The sequence below is a fragment of the Novosphingobium aeonii genome (assembly GCF_052279045.1).
In the GTDB taxonomy this organism is placed as follows: domain Bacteria; phylum Pseudomonadota; class Alphaproteobacteria; order Sphingomonadales; family Sphingomonadaceae; genus Novosphingobium.
This window is the reverse complement of the sequence record NZ_CP176834.1, coordinates 192,377-205,910: the sequence shown is the minus strand read 5'-3', so window position 1 is coordinate 205,910 and position 13,534 is coordinate 192,377. Positions and strand designations below refer to the sequence as shown.

The window sequence follows — 13,534 nt, the reverse complement described above, 5'->3', positions numbered from 1 at the left end:
CGCGTCAGCGCTCGCTCCCCTGGCGCTTGATCTCGTCGATGAGCGCCAGGGCATGGCCGCTGAGGTCGGCGAAGCGTCTGGCGCAGAGCAACAGGCGGCGGTGGGCCCAGCGATCAGAGAGTGGCACGACGCAGAGAGCATCCGAGCCGAGGCGCTCGGCGGCGCGCAAGGGAAGGATGCCCATGCCGATCCCGGCTTCCACGAGGCGGGCCACCGTCTCGAAGCTGCGCAGGCGCACGCGGTAGTTGATCCGGCGTCCGAGCCTTGACGAGCCACGAGTTCGTCGAGCCCGATTTCGCCAGCGACGGCAAGCCGATATCGTGTGCATGGCGAAGAGTTGAACCCCACCAGCTGCGCTGCCGCATCCGGATGGGAACCTGCGGCGCTGGTTTTGCGTCATTAGGATATTCAAAACGCTTTGAAGTGATTTTATACTGGTTAAGCCGAGGCAGAGCCTGGCCGCGTCGCGACAGCTGCGGGCCCTGGACACAGGACCCACGCAGACTGGCCGGCGGCAAGGTTCGCCCGCCAAACAGGTAATTGCGTGAAGAGCCATGACAGACATTGCACTCAAGAACGCCGTTATTCCGGCGCCGGCCGGTGAGGATGGACTGAACCGGTATCTGGCGGAGATCAGGAAATTCCCGATCCTCTCGCCCGAAGACGAATATATGCTTGCGAAGCGCTTCAAGGAGCATGGCGATCCGGAAGCAGCCGCCAAGCTCGTGACCAGCCACCTTCGCCTGGTTGCGAAGGCGGCGATGCGCTACCGAGGCTACGGCCTGCCTGTTGCCGACCTCATTTCGGAAGGCAATGTCGGCCTGATCCAGGGGGTCCGGCGATTCGACCCTGATCGCGGTTTTCGTCTTGCGACCTATGCGCTGTGGTGGATCAAGGCCTCGATCCAGGAATTCATTCTGCGCAGCTGGAGCATGGTCAAGCTCGGCACGACGGCCGCGCAAAAGCGCCTGTTCTTCAATCTCCGCCGGATCAAAAACTCCCTCCAGGCCTATGACGACACCGACCTGAAACCTGATCAGGTCCGCCAGATCGCCAACACGCTCGGAGTCTCGGAAACCGAAGTCACCAGCATGAACCGGCGGATGATGCAGGGCGGCGACGCCTCGCTCAACGTGCCGCTCGGGGAAACGGGTGAGGATCAGTGGCAGGACCTGCTGACCGACGATAGTCCCCTCCAGGACGAGGCGCTTGCCGGCGCGCAGGAGCGCCAGCGCCGCCAGAACATGCTGTTCGAGGCGCTCGGCACGCTTTCCGACCGCGAGCGGGATATTCTGGTCCAGCGTCGTCTGATCGATGAACCCAAAACGCTCGAGGATCTGAGCCTCGTCTATAAGGTGAGCCGTGAGCGCGTTCGCCAGATCGAGGTTCGCGCCTTCGAAAAGCTCAGCCGCGCCATGCACCAGATCGATGATGAGCAGCGCATCGCGAAACTGGGCGGACGTCGGGAGAACCAGGCACGCGAAGGCCATTGACCGGGGGCGCGGGCACAGAGGGTCGCCACCCGCTTCGCCCTCCCCTCGCGGGCGCTCTGCCTCGCCTGCGCCGCTAGTAGCGGGCCGATATCTCGATGCCGAAGGTGCGGGGCTCGGCGGGAATGAACGTAGGATAGCCGAACGAGCCGCCGACATTTCCGGCGTCGAGCAGGTAGCGCCTGTCGGTAAGGTTGCGCACGAACCCGGCGATTTCGAGGCGGTCGCTCCACAGGCGCGCTCCCGCCCGAGCATTGATCAGGGTCACTGCGGACTGGCTGATGGCCTCGCTATTGGGCAGTTCGAAATAGAGCTTGGAGCGGTAGGTGACGTTCGGCGCGGCAAAGAGGCTGACGGCATCTGATACGGAGTGTTCGATCATCATCCCTGCCGCCGCCTGCCAGCGGGGCTGGAGCCGAAAGCGATCGCCGGCATAGATCCCGTTGGCCGGCCGATCGTCGATCCGCGCGCCCGTGTAAGCCATGTTGCCAAAGAAGCGAACGCCCCGGACCGGACGCACGTCTAGTTCCGCCTCCACGCCCGCATTGCCTGCCGACCCGGCATTGTCGATGCGGACCGCGCCGCTCGAGACGTCGAGGACAGTGACCTGGAAGTTGCGATATCGGTCGTAATAGACCGAAACCGCGCCACTGACGGCGCCGCGCGCGATCTTCAGACCCGCTTCGTAGTTCCAGACCGTCTCGGCCGGAACGATCGACAGGTCAGGTACAGGCCCCGACGCAGCCGAAAGCTGCACAGCAGGTGAGCGACGGCCTTGCGAGATGGTCGCGAACAGCGTGCTCGCGGGCGACAGATGATAGAGCAGGCTGAAGCGCGGAAGGAGAGCGGTAAAGCTGCGCTTGGCGGTATAGGTAGCCCCGGCCGTGTCGACCAGTGGCAGCAGCGGGCGACCGTAGAGCGGCGCATTGGGCTGCTGCGCGGCATAGCCCGAGCGCCGGTCCTCGATCAGCAGCCGAGCGCCGGCAAGAAGTTCCAGGCGCGACGCTGCTTTCCAGCTCACGTCGCCGAACAGCGACCAGGTCGTATTGCGACCTGAGTTGCGGTACCAGCTGGAATAGGGAATGACGGTCGCGAGCCCTCGCGACAGAAGCGCGGTTGCCCGCGAGGCAGTGACCTGGTTGTTCGCATCGACACAGCCCAGCCCGGGGATCACATTGGCGGTGCACTGCAGATAGGTGCCGACCTCGGTGGAGAAGGGGACGGTCTGCGATCCGTGTTCGATGAAAGCGTTCCAGCCGAAGATCGCCCGCCACTGATCGTCGCGATAGGTGAAGCGGCCTTCATGGCTTGCCTGCCAGCCTTTGGCCTGCTCGGCGAATTCCAGATACCATGCTGCCGACCCGTCGGCGTCGAACACCTCGCGCGAATTGAACCGGCGATAGCCATTGGTCGTCGTGAAGGACCAGCCATCGGCGAAGTTCGCGGTCACCGTGAGGTTCACATCATAGACGTGGCGGTCGATCCCGAGTTCATCGCCGCCGAGCACTGCCCCGGAGGCTGGCGAGCCACCGAGATAGGCTGCCCCGAAGATACCTTGCGCCGCCGTCGAGCCAAGCCGCCGCGACAGGAAGGGCGTTCCGGAATTGCGCTGCCGATCGTAGGTAAGAACGAGATCCGCGGAAAGACTCTCCGTCGGCTGAAAGTGGAGAGCGCCGCGCAGCCCGAGCTGGTCCTGCGCATAAAGATCATCCTGGCCCGGCGCGAGATTTGCGACGTAGCCATCGCGCTTCTTCCGCTGCCCCGCGACGCGAGCGGAGATTCGCTCGGAACCGATGTTGATGAAGCCTTCCTCGCGCAGGGTGCCCAGATTGCCGATGGCGCTCGTGAGGCCGGCCGAGAAACCCGGCCGCGCGAGGTTGGGGACCAGGTTGACCGCGCCGATCGTGGCGGCCGTGCCGAACAACGTCGCCTGCGGTCCCTTGGCAACCTCGATCCGTGCGAGGTCGAAGAGGCCTTGATAGGCGCCGCGCGCGCGGGAGATGTCGACCCCGTTATAGTAGACGCTGACGCGCGGCGGCTGCTGCGCGGAGCCATTGTCCGACGTGATGCCGCGGATCACGAAACCGGGGCTATGCGGGCTTTGGATCTGGATATTGAGGCCCGGCACATAGGCCGAGAGTTCGCCGATGTCAGTCACCCCGAGCTCCTGGAGGCGCGGCCCGGTCGCGACCGAAAGGGTGATCGGCACATCCAGGTCGCGCTGCTCGATCTTCTGCGCGGTGACGATGATAGGGGCAGCCACGGCGGTCTGCTCGGCGGCCCGAGCAAGGGCCGGATAGCTCGACGGGACGAGGGCGACTGTAAGGGCGAGAAGGCGGCGCATGCTGTCTTTCAAAAATCGAAGTGGTTCCAGGGCCGGGGTGCTGGCCTTCAGGCATTCACGGCCTTGAACGGCACCACCGTCGAGGCCGTGCTGTCCGCCGCTATCCCGTGGTCGGTCTCGATACGATCACGTCCCAAGGTCTTGGCTCGGTAGCATGCCTGATCGGCGCGGCGCATGAGGTCGGCTAGGCTGTCGCCCGCCTGGTATTGCGCAATTCCCGCGCTGAAGCTGAAGGTGGGCAGGTCGGCCTGGCCATGTTCGCGCGTATGGGCGCGCATGGCCTCGACGATAAGACCCGCCGCGGGCGCGGAGACCCGATTGAGCAGGATCACGAATTCCTCGCCGCCGGTGCGCGCAAGATGGGCGGACTTGGGCGCCGTGCTGCGCAGGATATCGGCGAAAGCCTGTATGACCCGGTCGCCCATGTCATGCCCAAAGCAGTCGTTGATCCGTTTGAAATGGTCGAGGTCGATCATCACGGCACAGAGCTGGCGCTTGCCGATTGGAGCCGATGCCAGCAGCGCCTGGCCCTGGCGGTCGAAACCGCGGCGATTGAGTAGGCCGGAGAGATGATCAGTCTCCGCCGTGCGCACATATTCCTGAATGGTCGTCTGGATGACGATCAGCAGCACGGTGAGCCCGGCACCCGTCAACAGGATGGCCGTGCTGGCTTGGGAATAAAGCGCATAGGCGCTCCCGGCATAGTCTCTTGCTGTTTGTCCCGATCCCAGGGCGGCGGCAACGAAGGGTTTGATGAAAAAGTTGAGACCGCTCAGGAGAAACAGCCCGGCCAGGGTGTGGTTGAGCTGGCCCTTGCCGGTGCGAAAGGCCGTATGGCTGCACAGGAGAATGCCGAGCGCCAAGGGCAGCTGGAAGGCCAGCTCATAAATGAGATCGTCTCGCGTCCCGCCCCAGATCGCAATGCGCGTAATCAGGCCCAGCACGGCAAGAGTGGCGATCGCTGTCCAGGGTGGGCGCTTGCGATGAAAGATGCTGAGCGCGGCCGCCATGGCGAGGAAACCGCCCAACAGCGCCATGTAGCTCGCCAGCATGAAGGGCGCGGGATAATCGGTCAGCCGGATAGCAATCTCGCTGATCGGCGTCACCATGCCCAAAAGGTAGCTGACCCCGAACGCGATGACCGGACGTTGTCCCCGACTGATGCGGGCGATCAGGAAATAGCTGAGCGCAAAGAGGCCTGCCACCACCGCATTGACGATCAGCAGAACCACTGCCCCATTCATACGCACACGAACCCTTTGCCTTGCGGCAAGGGTAAGCGAGTCTGGTTAACATTATCCTGATCCCGCAGTGTTCCGCCTACGTGCGCGGCTCCCGTTTTTGCGGGACCGCGATGGGTGATCGCGAGAGACTAAATCCGCAGGGTCAGTGAGCCCAAATTTCTTCAGGCCTCTGTTTCCTTTCCTTTTTTTATCTCTTGAATCTGCGTTGGCCGAAATTACGTCTGGGGTGCCGGACGCCGTTCGGGTCCGGTTGGACATAGAGAGCGTCGGCTCTACTGTACCGGCGCTTCTCATGCCCAAATTGCTCAACCGGAGGATTTGGAAATGAGAACCAATTTTGACTTTGCGCCCTATCGGCGCTCCACCGTCGGCTTCGACCGACTCTTCGATCTGCTCGAGACGGGCATGCGGGGCGATGGTTCCGATGGCTATCCACCGTTCGACATTCTGCGGAACGGCGAGGACAGCTATCAGATCACGCTTGCCCTGGCGGGCTTCCGTCCCGAGGACGTCGAGGTCGTGGCCCAGCAGAACCAGCTCACCGTCACGGGCAAGCGCGCCGATGACGACGGCAAGAGCGAGTATCTGCACCGCGGCATTGCCGCGCGGGCCTTCGAACGCCGCTTCCAGCTCGCCGATCATATCGAAGTCGGCGAGGCTTCCTTCGACAATGGTCTTCTGACCATTGCCCTCAAGCGCGTCGTGCCCGAGGCCATGAAGCCCCGGCGTATCGCGATCGGCGGGTCGTCCCCCGAACCCGCGCAGATCGAGACGCAGCACCAGGAAGCCAAGGCGGCCTGATCTCGCGCTCCAAGTGGTTCTGCCGGCGTCGTTCCTTCGGGAACGGCGGCCGGCAGGCCATACCCCACAATCCAGCCTCAAAAGGAGATGATCATCATGTCTCTTCGTGATCTCATTCCCTGGAGCCGGCAGGAAAACCGGCTACCCGCGGTCGTAGGCGCCGAGCCGGAGCGGGATCGGACCACCCATCCGCTCATGTCGCTTCACCGCGATGTGAATCGCCTGTTCGACGATCTGTGGCGGGGCCTGCCTTCGTCGCTCACGGCTTTTGGCCATGTCATCGACTATCCGCGTATCGAACTCAGCGAAACCGACAAGGACATCCGCGTCACGGCCGAACTGCCCGGCCTGGACGAGTCGCAGGTCGATCTCTCGATCGCGGACGGGGTCCTCGCCTTGAAGGGCGAGAAGAAGTCCGAGCTCGAGGACAAGGATCGCGGCTATTCGGAACGCAGCTATGGCCGGTTCGAACGGCGGATTCACCTGCCCAAGGGCGTGGAATCCGACAAGGCGCAGGCCAGCTTCAGCAACGGCGTGTTGACCGTCACCATCCCGCGCAAGGAGGGAGACGTCGACAGCGTCCGGCGCATTCCGATCAACAAGAACTGACCAGGAAGAGAGGGCGGCCCGATCGGGCCGCCCTCATCTTGGAGGATAGGATGGCAACGCAACCCAGTCTGACCAGTCCGCTACCCGCCGCCCCCGGGGTGCGGCCGACTCCCAAAGGGGCAAACGACAATGAAGATGCGATCGCCATGCAGCCGACATGGCAGCGCTATACCAGCGCGTTGCCGCCTGATGCGCAGGCGATCATCGAGCCCGATCCCTATGCCGACCACCCCGGACGCGCGCGGCGGGGTCGCTGGCGCTTACGTTTTAGAGAGCGGTTCGCGCCCTCGCCCGATCCGCTGACGGGATGGACCGGGGCAGGAGATCCACTCTCTTCCCTGATGCTCGAATTTGCCACGCGCGAGGCTGCGGAGGCCTATTGCCGTGGGCGCGGGCTAAGCTTCGTCACCCATGACAAGCCCCGCCGGCGACCCGTCCAGCCCGCCCTTCAGGCCTTCCAGCTTAGTGCCCTGGCGCCGCTTTGCTGCTGGCCCACGGGGCCGCATGCCCGGTGTTGCGGAAACTATCCAGCGCTTGCAGATCCCGGCGCCATGCAAGGCAACCGCACCACAGCCGATCCGCGTCATGACGCGGGCCTGTCATGAAGCGTAGGGGGCTCTTTATCGGTGCCCTCGGCTGTGCCTTGCTGGCTGTCCTCCTGCTCGGCTGGGGGTTCTCATGGGGCGGGGCAGCGCGGGATATCCCTCCCGTTTCCGCAGCCGAGCCTGTGCCGATCAGCCGGCTCACCGTCGCTCCGCTGGTCAAGCGCATCTCGCCGGCAGTGGTGAACATCGCGGTGGCCTACCCCTCCCCCTATGCGCAAAATCCCCTGCTTCGCGATCCCTATTTCCGCCGTCATTTCGGGGTCCCGGACGTGGCGCTCGAGCCGCGCCTGTCCGCCGGCTCGGGGGTCATCGTCGATGCCGCACGCGGGCTGGTTCTGACCAACGCCCATGTCGTCAAGGACGGCCTCGTGATCGTCGTCATGCTCCAGGACCAGCGCAAGCTGGAAGCCCGGCTGGTCGGCGTCAGTCCCGACGCGGACATCGCGGTTTTGCAGATTCCGGCTCGGAACCTGAAAGCCGCGCCGCTTGCCAGTGCCGATACCGCCGAGGTCGGCGACTATGTCGTCGCAGTCGGCAATCCCTTCGGCCTCGGGCAAACCGTCACGGCAGGAATCGTCAGTGCGCTGGGCCGCGGCCTGACGCCGCAAAGCCCGGTCGGCCTCATCCAGACCGATGCACCGATCAATCCAGGCAATTCCGGAGGGCCGCTCATCAACATGCGCGGGGAGGTGATCGGCATCAACACGGCGATCCTGGCGCCGTTCGAGGGCAATGTCGGCATCGGTTTCGCGGTTCCCGCCTCGGTGGTCCGGGACGTCCTGCGGCAAGCGCGCTCCTGACTCTTTAGCGAGCGGTGCCCGGCTTGGGCGCGACGCGAATCTGATTGCGGCCTCCGGTCTTGGCCGCATAAAGCGCCTCATCGGCGGCCTTGAGCGCAGCCCGCGGGTCGGGATGATCGAAGACGTCAGCCACGCCCGCGGAGAAGGTAATCTGGCCGAAGGGCTCGTCATTGTGCCGGTTGACCAGACGCCGCTCGGCGAGGCTCTCGCGCAGCCGGTCAAGGCGCTCCTTGGCTTCGGTAAGGGTGCACCCCCTGAAGAGCATCACAAATTCCTCGCCGCCATGGCGTGAGACGTGGCATTTGTCGTCCGAAATTCCGGACAGAAGATCAGCGATCAGGCGCAGCACCCGGTCACCCGCCTCGTGGCCATGGGTATCGTTGATGCGCTTGAAATGGTCGATATCGCAAAAAGCCAGGACCAGCGGGTCGAGCGCTGCGCGGGCGGCCTTGTGCTCGCGCTCGAGCACGGCTTCGAAGGCGCGGCGATTGGGCAGACCGGTGAGATGGTCGACTTCCGCGTCGCGCTGGGCTTTTTCCAGACTGCGGCGCAGACCTTTCGCTTCGGATTCGCTGGTGCGCATTTCGGCCTCGAGGCTGCGCGTCTTTTCCAGCATGGCCTTGGCGAGATCAGCCAGGGTCGAAATGATCTGACCGGTTTGCTGGACGCTCGCGAGATCGGCCACCTGCTGTTCGAGCTCGTCACCGTAATTCGATGTCGCATGCCGGGCGGCGGTCGTGTTCTTCGAGAATGTGTCGAGTGTCTGCTCGAGACGTACCATCAACTGCTTGATCTCGCCCGGCGCTTCATCCGACTTGGCAGCCGCGGTAACCTCGTCGAGCCACGCCTGCGTCACGGTCCCGCCGTCCGCCCGGCGCTGCATGACCTTGCGCGCGAGCCCCGGATTGCTTCCGCTAGCGATGCCGTGGGCGACCACAAGATTATCCGGGCTGATCTCCAGGCCATGATCGAGCAGGAATGCAGCGATCTCGTTCAGGACATGGTGGCGCGCGGAAAGATGCCGGTCCTCCGTGTTCGCACCGGGGCGAGGTCCGCCTGTCTCGTCTCCGCTATGCCTCGATCCGAGCCAGCCGAGCCATTTGCGTGGCGATCGCGAAGATGCATCGATATCCGTCAAATATGCCCCCAACCCTGCGCGCTTGGCATTCGCCCCTGCCTTGCCCTGCTCGCCGCTTCCCCCCCGGGAGGCTTGCACGCACTAGCGAGCCGGCAAGTGCTGCGCACCAGATACAGTTTCGCCATGTTCCGCAACAGCGATCTTCTCGTTTTGCCGCGGAATTAGGGGAAAATAATAGCAGCAATGATGCTTCATCCATCAGCAGTCATCTGTCAGCGCTCAACTGTCTCGCCTCACAAAAATTAGGCCTGAGGTGCTCCCAAAGATGGCCATTGCCGACACGCTTGACTCCGCGGCGCGGGCAGGTTTTCTTCAAGTTGAGGCATTCCGCGAGGGTGAGGTGTCGACGCATGCGGCCGAATCATTTCCAGTAGACCCGTCCGCGAGACTCTTCATCACGGACGACCTAAGCGCACGTCCGCGCAACCGGCACCGGCCCAGCGCTGAACGCCTTGCGGTGCGCCAACTCCTCGGGAAAATGGTCGATGCCCCCGACGAGGTGATGCCGCGTATGGTGGCCCATGCTCTCGAACTCACCCAGGCCAGCGCTTCCGGGCTCAGCATCCTCGATGAGAGCCACGATCCTCCCGTATTTCGTTGGCAGCATCTCAACGGAGCACTCGCCCGTTTCGAAGGCGCGCTCACGCCTCGTCACAACAGCCCCTGCGGCGAGACGCTGGACCGCGATGCGCCGCTTTTGTGCAGGCATCCCGAGCTGGTCTATGACTGGATCGCCGAGCATAGCCTCGTCATACCCGAGGTCCTGCTTGTCCCTATTCGTATCGGCAAGGAGCGGGCGCATGGCACCTTGTGGGTCGTTGCGCGGCACGAGGATCAGTTCGACAGCGAGGATCTTCGGATCGTATCGGAACTCGCCGACCTCGTCGCCGTGGCCTGCAAGATGCAGCGGGACAAGCTGCGGCTGCAGGAAGCGCTTGAACAACAGGCAATGATCGCGCGCGAAATGGATCACCGGGTGAAGAACCTCTTTGCCCTCACCCAGGCGATGATCGAGATGAGCGCCCGGCATGCGACCAGTCCTGCCGAACTGGCGCAATCCCTGACGGGTCGCCTGCAGGCGCTTGCCCGCGCGCATGCGATGCCAGAGCACACGGGCGCAGCAGAGAAAGAACCGGGCAGCCTCGACCGGACAGAGCTGTCCGCCTTGATCCAGGCGTCCCTCGAGGCGCATACCTCCCTCGCCGAGCCGGGACGTGTCTGCTGCAAAGGTGAGCCGATCCCGCTCGGGCCTCAGGCCACCACAAGCCTGGCCCTGATGTTCCACGAGCTCACCACCAACTCGGTCAAATACGGCTCGCTCGGCAGCGGAGAGGGACGTGTCCGGGTGGAATGGGAGGCCTGCGGACCCGATCTCGTCATCCGCTGGGAGGAAAGAGGCGGACCGCGCCTCGCCGGGCCGCCCGCGCGTCAGGGCTTTGGCACCAAGCTGATGCAGCAGGTGTTGCGCGGCCGGCTCAAAGGCCGACTGGAGAAGAACTGGGATCCGGACGGCCTCGTGGCAATCGTCAGGCTCATGCGCGATCGGCTCGCCGACTAGGCCGTGTCGCCGTAATCGCTTTGCTCAGCGGCGAGGACAGCGCGAACTTTCTCCAGCTTAGCCAGGCGGGACTCATCTTTCGCGCGCGCCGCCTGGAATATCTCGTTGACCAGCCCCTGCAGTACGTGCCGCCCATAGCGCTGTCGCAAGGTCTCGGCTTCCTGCAATGCCATAAGCCTCATACGCCCTCACCGGGAATGGGGTTCGACAGGTCTTTGGGCGACCTAATCCCGCAGCCGTTAACCCGGCGTTGCCGACAGGCCTTGGCGCGAAATTAACTGTGACCGTTCGGTCTCAACCGGCCCGCAAAATTGGTGCATTCCAGGCCATGTACTGAGGGAAAGATTAACCAGCCTTCCCTAGAATGCGGCGGATGGATCTTTCTAACGCGCCATCGTCTTGGGACATCGAACGGGAGCGTCTCGCCGCGCTGTCCGGCTATGCGATTCTCGACACGCCGCCCGAGCGCGAATATGACGTCCTGACCCGCGTCGCCGCCGTCGCCCTCAATGTCCAGAGCGCGGCGATCAGTCTGATCGATGGCCACCGGCAGTGGTTCAAGTCACGCCACGGTATCGCTTTTCCCGAAACGCCCCGCGCAATCGCGTTCTGCAGCCACGCGCTCGAGGCGCGTTCGGCGCTTGTCGTTCCCGACGCGAGTCAGGATGCGCGCTTCCGGGACAACCCGCTCGTCACGTCGGAGGGCGGGATTCGCTTCTATGCGAGCGTTCCGCTCATCACGAGTACCGGCCTTTGCCTAGGGACCTTGTGCGTATTCGACCCCGCTCCGCGCGAGCGGCTGGACGATGATGAGCGCCTTATCCTCGCGGATCTCGCACAGCATGCGACGAGCCTTATCGAAGCGCGCTGTGCGCGGCGGATGACGGAGATCGCGGGCAAGGTTGTTGATGCGACGTCGGATGCCGTCCTGGCGGCCGATCTGGACGGCCGGATCGTTCATTGGAACGCCGCCGCGGAGCAGATGTTCGGCCGGGCGCGCCACGAGGCGATCGGCCAGGATGTCTCCATCATCATGCCGCCCCGCTTCGCCCATGGTCACGCCGAGGCTTTCGGCCGCGCTGCCCAGGGCGGCCCGACCCGCCTCGTCGGGTCCTTCATCGAACTCGTCGCCATGCGCGCCGACGGCAGGGAGTTTCCGATCGAGCTCTCGCTCGCCCGCTGGGGTGATCCGGGCGGAGACCAGGGCTTCGCCGCGATCGTGCGGGACATCAGCGCGCGCAAGAGCCTGGAACGCGAACGCGAACATGCGCAGAAATTTCTGCAAAGCATCGTCTCGAACCTCCCCGCGACGCTATTCGTCAAGGACGTGGAGACACGCCGGTATCTGATGATCAACCGTGCCGGCGAGACCGTGATGGGGCGGCCGGCGAGCGAGATCATCGGCGCTACCGACCACGAGCTTTTTCCGGCGAACGCCGAGGCCAGCGAGGACCGTGACAACGAAGCGATAGCCCGCCGGGAAACTTATCAGACCGAAGCGGCCTTCACCCGCGGCGATGGCGAGACGCTGCACCTGCGGACCATGCGCACCGTGATCGACGGGCCGGACCGCCCCTGCCAATATCTGCTCGGCGTTTCGGAAGACGTCACGCAGATCCGCCGGACGGAAGCCGAAGTCCTCCGGTTGGCGCATTATGATGCGTTGACGGGGCTGCTGAACCGGTCGAGCTATACTGACCGGTTGTTTCGCATGGTACAGGCGCGCGAGCCGTTCGCCATGCTCAGCATCGACCTTGACCGGTTCAAAGCGGTCAACGACCAGTTTGGGCATCCGGGTGGGGATGCCGTGCTCATCCAGGTCGGGGACCGGCTGCGCGCCGTCATCGAGGGCGAAGGATGGATTGCGCGCATCGGCGGGGACGAGTTCATCGCCGTGCTGGCCGGGGAGCGCCTGCGTGAACGGGCGCAGATGTGCGCCGACACGCTTATCGAGGAATTGGCCAAGCCGATCGTGACCGGACGCGGCGTCTGTTACATCGGTGCCTCGGTTGGCATCGTGCTCATGCCGCAGGATGGTGAGACAACCGAGCAGCTGCGCGAGAATGTCGATCTTGCGCTCTACCGGGCCAAGCACAATGGACGCGCCTGCGCGTGCTTCTTCAATGCCGAAATGGATTCCTCGGCTCGCGATCGCCGCCAGATCGAGCGCGACCTGCGCGAAGCGGTTGCGGCCGGGGACATCGGGCTGGTCTATCAACCTCTCGTCGCGGCGCAGACCGGTAGGATCACGAGCGCGGAGGCCCTCGCGCGCTGGACCCATCCGGCCAAGGGACGGATCCGGCCGGACATCTTCATCGCGCTCGCCGAGGAATGTGGGATTATCGACCAGCTGGCCGAACAGCTGCTGCGCCAGGCATGCGTCGATGCGCGTAACTGGCCCGCCGATGTTCGGGTTGCGGTAAACCTGTCGCCGCTCCAGTTCGCCTCCGGCAAGCTCGTTGAAACGGTGGGCGCAGCGCTTGCGGCCTCGGGTCTGTGTCCCAGCCGCCTGCAGCTCGAAGTCACAGAAGGGCTGGTCATTCGCGACGTCGAGCGAACGTTCGACCAGTTGGAGGCGCTGCGCAGCCTCGGCATTCAGATCCTGATCGATGATTTCGGCGTGGGCTATTCGTCGCTCAGCTATTTCCAACGCTTCCCATTCGACAAGGTGAAGCTTGACCGCTCCTTCGTCGAGCAGGTGACCCAGTCGAATGCCGCAAGAGCGATCATCCAGGCCGTTGTAGGACTAGGCGAGCAACTCGGCATGGCCGTTGTCGCGGAAGGCGTGGAAACGCATGAGCAGATGGAAGCGCTCGTCGCCATGGGCTGCACGCATCTCCAAGGCTATCTGTTCAGTCGGCCGCTGCCAGTGACTACGCTCTGCGCCATGCTCGAAAGCCAACGGTCCGTCGTCCCGCGCCAAGACAGCCAGGCGGCTTGACTCC

The 13,534-nt window shown here is 64.0% G+C and carries 12 protein-coding genes; 7 read left to right on the top strand and 5 right to left on the bottom strand.

The window, feature by feature from the left end; genetic code table 11:
* Nucleotides 1–4: 4 nt before the first annotated feature.
* Nucleotides 5–238 carry a LysR substrate-binding domain-containing protein gene (locus tag ACLIMP_RS25750; RefSeq protein WP_008829903.1) on the bottom strand — a complete coding sequence of 78 codons (234 nt, stop codon included), beginning with the start codon at nucleotides 236–238 and terminating at the stop codon, nucleotides 5–7.
* 316 nt (nucleotides 239–554) lie between these two features.
* On the opposite strand from ACLIMP_RS25750, the gene rpoH reads away from it, so the two are divergent.
* On the top strand, nucleotides 555–1,493 hold the full coding sequence (gene rpoH / locus ACLIMP_RS25745; protein WP_443478955.1) for an RNA polymerase sigma factor RpoH: 939 nt from the start codon (nucleotides 555–557) through the stop codon (nucleotides 1,491–1,493).
* A 73-nt stretch (nucleotides 1,494–1,566) separates the two neighbouring features.
* On the opposite strand, the gene ACLIMP_RS25740 is transcribed toward rpoH, so the two are convergent.
* Entirely contained in the window at nucleotides 1,567–3,834 is a 2,268-nt protein-coding gene (locus ACLIMP_RS25740) for a TonB-dependent receptor (protein WP_443478954.1), read from the bottom strand.
* 47 nt (nucleotides 3,835–3,881) lie between these two features.
* The gene (locus ACLIMP_RS25735) at nucleotides 3,882–5,066 is read right to left on the bottom strand and encodes a GGDEF domain-containing protein (protein ID WP_443478953.1); all 1,185 of its coding nucleotides are present in this window, start codon (nucleotides 5,064–5,066) and stop codon (nucleotides 3,882–3,884) included.
* A gap of 336 nt (nucleotides 5,067–5,402) precedes the next feature.
* On the opposite strand from ACLIMP_RS25735, the gene ACLIMP_RS25730 reads away from it, so the two are divergent.
* The 4 genes from ACLIMP_RS25730 (at nucleotide 5,403) to ACLIMP_RS25715 (ending at nucleotide 7,893) form a co-directional block, all read left to right on the top strand.
* The gene (locus ACLIMP_RS25730) at nucleotides 5,403–5,879 is read left to right on the top strand and encodes an Hsp20 family protein (RefSeq protein ID WP_008829907.1); all 477 of its coding nucleotides are present in this window, start codon (nucleotides 5,403–5,405) and stop codon (nucleotides 5,877–5,879) included.
* A gap of 96 nt (nucleotides 5,880–5,975) precedes the next feature.
* Nucleotides 5,976–6,488 carry an Hsp20/alpha crystallin family protein gene (locus ACLIMP_RS25725; protein WP_008829908.1) on the top strand — a complete coding sequence of 171 codons (513 nt, stop codon included), beginning with the start codon at nucleotides 5,976–5,978 and terminating at the stop codon, nucleotides 6,486–6,488.
* A 50-nt stretch (nucleotides 6,489–6,538) separates the two neighbouring features.
* On the top strand, nucleotides 6,539–7,093 hold the full coding sequence (locus ACLIMP_RS25720) for an NADH dehydrogenase ubiquinone Fe-S protein 4 (RefSeq protein WP_443478952.1): 555 nt from the start codon (nucleotides 6,539–6,541) through the stop codon (nucleotides 7,091–7,093).
* A complete protein-coding gene (locus ACLIMP_RS25715; protein ID WP_083910194.1) occupies nucleotides 7,090–7,893 on the top strand; it encodes a trypsin-like peptidase domain-containing protein in 804 nt (267 codons plus the stop codon). Before ACLIMP_RS25720 ends, ACLIMP_RS25715 begins: the two co-directional genes overlap by 4 nt.
* 4 nt (nucleotides 7,894–7,897) lie before the next feature.
* Here ACLIMP_RS25715 and ACLIMP_RS25710 read toward each other — a convergent pair whose 3' ends face one another.
* Nucleotides 7,898–9,031, bottom strand: coding sequence for a GGDEF domain-containing protein (locus ACLIMP_RS25710; protein ID WP_443478951.1), 1,134 nt, complete (start codon nucleotides 9,029–9,031; stop codon nucleotides 7,898–7,900).
* Nucleotides 9,032–9,296: 265 nt separating this feature from the next.
* Here ACLIMP_RS25710 and ACLIMP_RS25705 point away from each other — a divergent pair, with 265 nt between their 5' ends.
* Nucleotides 9,297–10,589 (top strand): sensor histidine kinase, encoded by a 1,293-nt coding sequence (locus tag ACLIMP_RS25705; protein ID WP_443478950.1) that lies wholly within the window; start codon nucleotides 9,297–9,299, stop codon nucleotides 10,587–10,589.
* On the opposite strand, the gene ACLIMP_RS25700 is transcribed toward ACLIMP_RS25705, so the two are convergent.
* Nucleotides 10,586–10,762 carry a hypothetical protein gene (locus ACLIMP_RS25700; RefSeq protein WP_443478949.1) on the bottom strand — a complete coding sequence of 59 codons (177 nt, stop codon included), beginning with the start codon at nucleotides 10,760–10,762 and terminating at the stop codon, nucleotides 10,586–10,588. The two genes, ACLIMP_RS25705 and ACLIMP_RS25700, sit on opposite strands and share 4 nt — an antisense overlap.
* Nucleotides 10,763–10,953: 191 nt before the next feature.
* Between ACLIMP_RS25700 and ACLIMP_RS25695 the strand changes: the two genes are divergently transcribed.
* Entirely contained in the window at nucleotides 10,954–13,530 is a 2,577-nt protein-coding gene (locus ACLIMP_RS25695) for a sensor domain-containing phosphodiesterase (protein WP_443478948.1), read from the top strand.
* Nucleotides 13,531–13,534 lie beyond the last annotated feature (4 nt).

Excerpts from the sequence above, each read along its gene's own strand:
- rpoH (WP_443478955.1), top strand. The coding sequence starts at position 555 with ATGACAGACATTGCACTCAAGAACGCCGTTATTCCGGCGCCGGCCGGT.
- ACLIMP_RS25740 (WP_443478954.1), bottom strand. The coding sequence starts at position 3,834 with ATGCGCCGCCTTCTCGCCCTTACAGTCGCCCTCGTCCCGTCGAGCTAT.
- ACLIMP_RS25730 (WP_008829907.1), top strand. The coding sequence starts at position 5,403 with ATGAGAACCAATTTTGACTTTGCGCCCTATCGGCGCTCCACCGTCGGC.
- ACLIMP_RS25725 (WP_008829908.1), top strand. The coding sequence starts at position 5,976 with ATGTCTCTTCGTGATCTCATTCCCTGGAGCCGGCAGGAAAACCGGCTA.
- ACLIMP_RS25720 (WP_443478952.1), top strand. The coding sequence starts at position 6,539 with ATGGCAACGCAACCCAGTCTGACCAGTCCGCTACCCGCCGCCCCCGGG.
- ACLIMP_RS25715 (WP_083910194.1), top strand. The coding sequence starts at position 7,090 with ATGAAGCGTAGGGGGCTCTTTATCGGTGCCCTCGGCTGTGCCTTGCTG.
- ACLIMP_RS25705 (WP_443478950.1), top strand. The coding sequence starts at position 9,297 with ATGGCCATTGCCGACACGCTTGACTCCGCGGCGCGGGCAGGTTTTCTT.
- ACLIMP_RS25700 (WP_443478949.1), bottom strand. The coding sequence starts at position 10,762 with ATGGCATTGCAGGAAGCCGAGACCTTGCGACAGCGCTATGGGCGGCAC.
- ACLIMP_RS25695 (WP_443478948.1), top strand. The coding sequence starts at position 10,954 with ATGCGGCGGATGGATCTTTCTAACGCGCCATCGTCTTGGGACATCGAA.